Raw genomic sequence first — 5,679 nt, forward strand, 5'->3', positions numbered from 1 at the left:
ATAAAGCGCGAGCTGCTCTCCGATTCGCGGAAACGAGGTCGCGACCATGAATTGCAGTTCGGTGCGGAACAGCCCGATGCCGGCGGCCCCGGTTTCCTCGATATGCGGCAGATCGACCAAAAGGCCCGCATTGAGATGCAAGGCGATCTCGTGGCCGTCGCGCGTCACGCAGGGCTTGTCGCGCAGGGTGCGATATTGCGCCTGCTTGCGCGCCCGCAAACGCACCCGCTCGACATAAGCCGCTTCGATGTCGGGTGGCGGCCGCAGATAGACCTCGCCGGAAATGCCGTCGACGATGATCGGGTCGCCCGGCTCGACGAGCCCGGCCGCATTTTCCACTTCCCCGACGGCGGGGATGCCGAGCGCGCGCGCGACGATGGCGACATGCGAGTTCGGACCGCCTTCCTCGAGCACAAGTCCGCGCAGCCGCTGGCGGTCGTAATCGAGCAGGGCGGCAGGCCCCATCATGCGCGCGACGAGGATCGCGTTGTCGGGAAGCTGATCGCGATTCGGCGCATGCTCGACACCCATGAGCTGGCGCATCAGCCGGTTCGCGAGGTCGTCGAGATCGTGCAGCCGTTCGCGCAGATAGGGATCGGTCGCCCGCAGCATGCGCGCGCGGGTGTCGGACTGGACGCGCTCGACGCCGGCTTCCGCCGTCAGGCCGGTGCGGATCGCCTCGCGCATCTTCTGCATCCAGCCGCGGTCATGCGCGAACATGCGGTAGGTTTCGAGAATATCCTTGTGCTCGCCGCCGTCGGCGATTTCTCCGCGCTCCAGCATCACGTCGACATCGGAGCGGAGCGCCGCGATCGCGTCATCGAGCCGCTTCAGTTCGCCGGGAACATCATCGGCGACGAAATTCTGGATCACCACGCGCGGCTCGTGCAGCACCACGTGACCCAGCGCGATACCGTCGGCGAGCGCGGTGCCGGTCAGGTGACGGCGCGGATGGACGGCGGGTTCGGCGCCGGGCCTTGCGAGCGAGGCGAGCTCGCCCGAGGCGATCATCTCCGCGAGCACCATCGCGGTGGTCTGCAGCGCTTCCTCTTCCTCTTCCGAATAATTCCGGTGGGCGCGGTTCTGCACCACCAGGACGCCGAGCGTATTGCCGGCGCGCAGGATCGGCACGCCGAGGAAGGAGTGGTAGATTTCTTCGCCGGTTTCCGGCCGGTACGAGAAGGCCGGATGCGACTGCGCGTCCTGCAGGTTGATCGGGTTGGCCTGGCTGGCGACGAGGCCGACCAGGCCCTCGTCGATCCGCATCACCGTCTGGTGGACGGCTTCCTTGTTGAGGCCTTCGGTGGCGTAAAGCTCGAGCGTCCCGTCCACGCGAAGAACGTAGACGGAGCAGACCTCCGCAACCATGTTGGCGGCGATCAGCACGACAATTCGATCGAGCCGGTCCTGCGCGCTGACCGGTTCCGCCATGACTTCGCGGAGCCGGCGCAAAAGGACGCGCGGACCGCCCATTGCGCCTCGCATGGGTCGATGTCCCTGGTTCTGCAGGGGTCATAGCGGGTGCGGGCCGTGAGCCGCAAGGGACGCGTGGGCGGGCCGCGTGCGCGGTCAAGCCCGGCGCGCTTTTGTCATCCCGCCCCTTCAGGCGTCCTTGCTCAGGGGTTCTTGCTTTTGTCGAAAAATCTCTGCAATGCGGCGATCTGCGTCCTGTCGCCGGTATTGTCCGCCGCCAGCCGCTCGTAGAGGTCGGCGATCGCCTCATACATCTCGCGCGACGGACCGCCGCCGGTGAACAGGGCGATCTCCTCCATCTCCGCGACCCAGCGATAGGCCTTGCCGAACATGTCGGGCACGCTGCGCTGGAAATAGGTCATCAGGTTGGGCTGGCTGGCCGCGAGTTCGGCATGCAGCGCCTGTGCGACGCCGGCGCGCTCCGCGGCCAGCATCATCGCCGAGCCGACCGCCGTCAGCCCCTTGGTGATGCCGGCATAGCTCATCTTCAGCGCCGAAGCCGCGCCGATCCCGCCATCGACGCGCCGGAACACAAGTCCGTAATCGTTCAGGCGTTCGAGCGGTCCGGCATCGGCGCCCGAATAATAGAAGACCGGGCCGCCATAACCCGCGCGCGGCGGGCCGCCGATGATGCCGCCATCGGCGAATGGGGCGCCGGTGTGTTCGATCACCTTCGCGATCTCCCGCACCGTATCCGGGCTGACCGCATTGCAATCGGCGTAAACCGGCTTCCTGTTCGTGGCCGTGAGGGCGGGCGCGAAGCGTTGTGCGAGCGCAAGCGCCTCGCCCGGCGGCACCACCGACAGGATGATGTCCGCGGCAGCGATCTCGGCATCGCTCGCATCGATCATGCCTGCGGTCTTCGCACGCTCCGCGCTCGCTGCGCTCCGGCCTTGCAGCGAGGTCAGCACCCGCACGCCGTTTGCAGTCAGGCGCGCGGCGCTTGCGGCTCCCATGCTGCCCTGCGCGACGATAGCGACGGTAAGGGTCATGATGATCTCCGATTTGACGTCTGGCGATATCCGCAGAACCCGTTCATTCCCGCGAAAGCGGAAATCCAGAAAGCCACAACGAATGCATCGCGACTCTGGGTCCCCGCTTTCGCGGGGACGAACGGACATTGCATTGCGTTTCGTATCGCGTTCAATCCTGCTCTCCGAGCCGCTCGATCAAGGCCGCAAGCTCTGTGCGTTCCTCCGCCGTGAGATCGGCGAGCGGCGGCCGGACCTTGCCGCCGGGGCGCCCGACAATCTCGGCGCCCGCCTTGATGATGCTGACGGCATAGCCGGGTTGCTTCTTGCGGATCTGCACATAGGGTTCGAGGAAGTCCCTGGTCAGGGCCTGCAAAGTCGCGTCGTCGCCGTCATGCACCGCCCGATGGAACGCGATCGCCGTGCGCGGCACGAAATTGAAGATCGCCGACGAATAGGTCGCCATGCCGAGCGCGCGAAAATCCTGCGCATAAGCTTCCGCGGTCGGCATGCCGTTCAGCATCAGCAGGCGGTCGCCCAACAGGGCGTTGATCGCCTTGATGGTCTCGACATCGCCGACGCCGTCCTTGAACGCGATCAGGTTGGGGCAATCCTCGGCCAGCCGCGCCAGCGTCTCCGCCTGCAGGCGGCAGGTGCCGCGATTGTAGACGATCACCGGCAGGCGTGTGGATTGGCACACCGCCGCAATATGCGCGCGCAGTCCCTCCTGCGGTCCCTCGACGAGATAGGGCGGCAGCAGCAGCAATCCGTCGGCGCCGATCTTTTCGGTCTTCTGCGCATAGCTGATCGCCGTCGCGGTGCCGTAGCCGGCTGCGCCGATCACCGGAATCCTGCCGTGCGCCGTCTGCACCGCAACGCGCAGTACATTCGCATATTCTTCCGGCGTCAGCGAAAAGAACTCGCCCGCGCCGCCGGCCGAAAACATCGCTGCAGCCGGATAACGCAAGAGCCATTCAATGCGCGCCGCGGACGCCCGTGCATCGAAGACGCCGCGCGCATCGAAATCGGTGAGCGGAAACGACAGCAGCCCGCGTGGCAATGCGCGTTTCAGATCACCCGGCGTCATGCAATGCGCCCCTTTTCGCGCTGCCCACTCGTTGCCCACCGATCGTGGCGATTGTCATTCATCGCACAGACAGCCATGCCTCGCATAGAATGCGCGTTCGAATAACAAAGCAAATGGCCGTTTCGGGAGGAAGTCATGCAGCACGTCGTCGTCCGCCTCTGCGTCCTCGCAGCCTGTGTCGCCGGTCCTGGTGCGATTGCGCAAGCGCAGACTTTCCCGTCAAAACCGGTTCGCATGCTTGTCGGTTTTCCGGCGGGTGGCCCGAGCGATGTGCCGGCGCGCATCATCGGTCAGCATTTGCAGACGGCGCTCGGCCAGCCGGTCGTGGTCGAGAACAAGACCGGCGCGGCCGGCATGATCGCGCTCAACGAGATGCTGGCGCAGCCGCGCGATGGCCACACGCTGCTTTTGTGTTCCTACATCGATCCGACCAACGTTCATCTGTACAGGAAGGCGGCCTACAAGGTCGAAGACCTGGCGCCGGTGTCGATGATCACCAAGGCCTATTACGCGATCGTGGTGCCGCCGGATTCGCCGGCGAACAACATCAAGGATTTCATCGCGCTCGCGAAGGCAAAGCCCGGCCAGCTCAATTACGGCAAGGTCGGCTCGGGATCGGTCACGGAAATCATCCCGCGCCAGATCGAACGTGAAGCCGGAATCAGGATGACGGGCGTGACGTTCCGCGGCACCGGTCCTGCGTTGCAGGAGGTGCTGGCGGGTCGCATCGATTTCGCGGTGTCGCCGCTCTCGCTCGCGATGCCGCTCTACAACGAGAAGAAGGTGAAGGTGATTGCGATGACGAGCCCCGAGCGGCTCAAGATCGCGCCGGATGTGCCGACGCTCAACGAGCAGGGCGTCAATGTGGTCAATTACGGCTGGTGGGGCGTCTGCGCGGCCGCCGGCACGCCGCGCCCGATCCTCGATCAGCTGAACAAGCAGGTCGGCGCAGCGGTCGCGTCGGATCAGTTTCGCACGACAATGGAGAAGACGGGCGTGATCCCCGAGGCAAGCTCGGTCGATGCCTTCGGCAAGCTGATCGTGGACACAGCGGCCGACGCCGGCAAGACGCTGAAGGAGCTCGGCATCGATCCGCTGGATTGACGTGATTGCGCGTAAGCGGAGCGGTGCATCGCGCGCCTGCGCCGCCATAACACAGGCCCGCGGAGCTTGGCTTTCTACTTCTCCCTCCCCCCGTGAGCGAAGCGAGCGGTGGGGAGGGTGGCTCCGAGCGAAGCGAGGAGTCGGGTGGGGGGAAATCACTGCTGCCGCGTTTGGGGGAGACGATGTTTGAGAAGCCCCCCACCCCGATCTCCTTCGCTAACGCTCAGTCGATCGACCCTCCCCACCGCTTCGCGGGGGGAGGGAGAAGAGTGCGGCGGGACGCGGTAAGGATTGCTTTGCTTCGCTCGCAATGACGGCGAAACACACTCCGTTCATTCCCGCGCAAGCGTGGAATCCAGAAAGCCACAATGGTTGCCTCGCGTGTGACTCTGGGTCCCCACTTTCGCGGGGACGAACGGTGGAGATGGCACGGCTGGATTCCGGTTCTGCAGCGCACCGCCATAGCGCGTTGAAGACGCGCGTGAACGCGCTTTTGGCGCTGCGCTGCGTCCGGGACACGACCCCCGTACGGCCTCATCCTGAGGAGCCCGCGAAGCGGGCGTCTCGAAGGATGGGCCGCCCATGCCATCGCAACACGCATCACTTCGGCCGCCCTTCATCCTTCGAGACGCTCCCTTCGATCGCTCCTCAGGATGAGGGCGGGGATGGAACTCGCTGACGAAGGCGGGAATGGAGCCCGAGGATGAGGGCGGGGATGGAGCCAACGACCCCTTCACATCCGAAACAAGCCACTTGACACCCTCCCCAATATATGATTTTTTTCCTACATCCCGCCTCGTCCAGGGGGCGTCTCATGAGCGTCACAAGACGCGGGGCGGGGAGCGGTGGCCGTTGTTTGCGTCAAGACGTGGCGCTGCAGCGGAGGCCCAAGCTGCGATGATCCGGGCCCAGTGCCTGGGCTCACCAGCGGAGGATAGGAAGTTGGCCGCCCGTGCCAGGGCGTCGCTCCTCCGGGGTTGTCGCAGAGCAAGCCTCAAACACCGCGCGCGGAACGCCGACGCAATCGGCGGTCCGTGGTGACTA

The 5,679-nt window shown here is 65.3% G+C and carries 4 protein-coding genes; 1 reads left to right on the forward strand and 3 read right to left on the reverse strand.

Going from position 1 to position 5,679, the window contains the following annotated elements:
• From VN004_RS06745 to kdgD, 3 genes are all read right to left on the reverse strand, one after another.
• Positions 1 to 1,485 (reverse strand): phosphoenolpyruvate-utilizing N-terminal domain-containing protein (locus VN004_RS06745; RefSeq protein ID WP_325608257.1); only part of this gene is annotated, 1,485 nt, incomplete at its 3' end.
• A 131-nt stretch (positions 1,486 to 1,616) separates the two neighbouring features.
• Positions 1,617 to 2,465, reverse strand: a complete 849-nt coding sequence (locus tag VN004_RS06750) for an NAD(P)-dependent oxidoreductase (protein ID WP_325608259.1) — start codon at positions 2,463 to 2,465, stop codon at positions 1,617 to 1,619.
• A 151-nt stretch (positions 2,466 to 2,616) separates the two neighbouring features.
• Positions 2,617 to 3,531: a 5-dehydro-4-deoxyglucarate dehydratase gene (kdgD, locus tag VN004_RS06755; RefSeq protein ID WP_325608261.1), complete on the reverse strand. Its 915-nt coding sequence runs from the start codon at positions 3,529 to 3,531 to the stop codon at positions 2,617 to 2,619.
• A 135-nt stretch (positions 3,532 to 3,666) separates the two neighbouring features.
• Between kdgD and VN004_RS06760 the strand changes: the two genes are divergently transcribed.
• Positions 3,667 to 4,635 carry a tripartite tricarboxylate transporter substrate binding protein gene (locus VN004_RS06760; RefSeq protein ID WP_325608263.1) on the forward strand — a complete coding sequence of 323 codons (969 nt, stop codon included), beginning with the start codon at positions 3,667 to 3,669 and terminating at the stop codon, positions 4,633 to 4,635.
• The last annotated feature ends 1,044 nt before the right edge of the window (positions 4,636 to 5,679 follow it).

The organism is Pseudorhodoplanes sp. (assembly GCF_035565855.1).
In the GTDB taxonomy this organism is placed as follows: Bacteria; Pseudomonadota; Alphaproteobacteria; order Rhizobiales; family Xanthobacteraceae; genus Pseudorhodoplanes.

Bases quoted from the DNA above. Each gene is read 5' to 3' on its own strand.
- VN004_RS06760 (WP_325608263.1), top strand. From the start codon at position 3,667: ATGCAGCACGTCGTCGTCCGCCTCTGCGTCCTCGCAGCCTGTGTCGCC.
- kdgD (WP_325608261.1), bottom strand. From the start codon at position 3,531: ATGACGCCGGGTGATCTGAAACGCGCATTGCCACGCGGGCTGCTGTCG.
- VN004_RS06750 (WP_325608259.1), bottom strand. From the start codon at position 2,465: ATGACCCTTACCGTCGCTATCGTCGCGCAGGGCAGCATGGGAGCCGCA.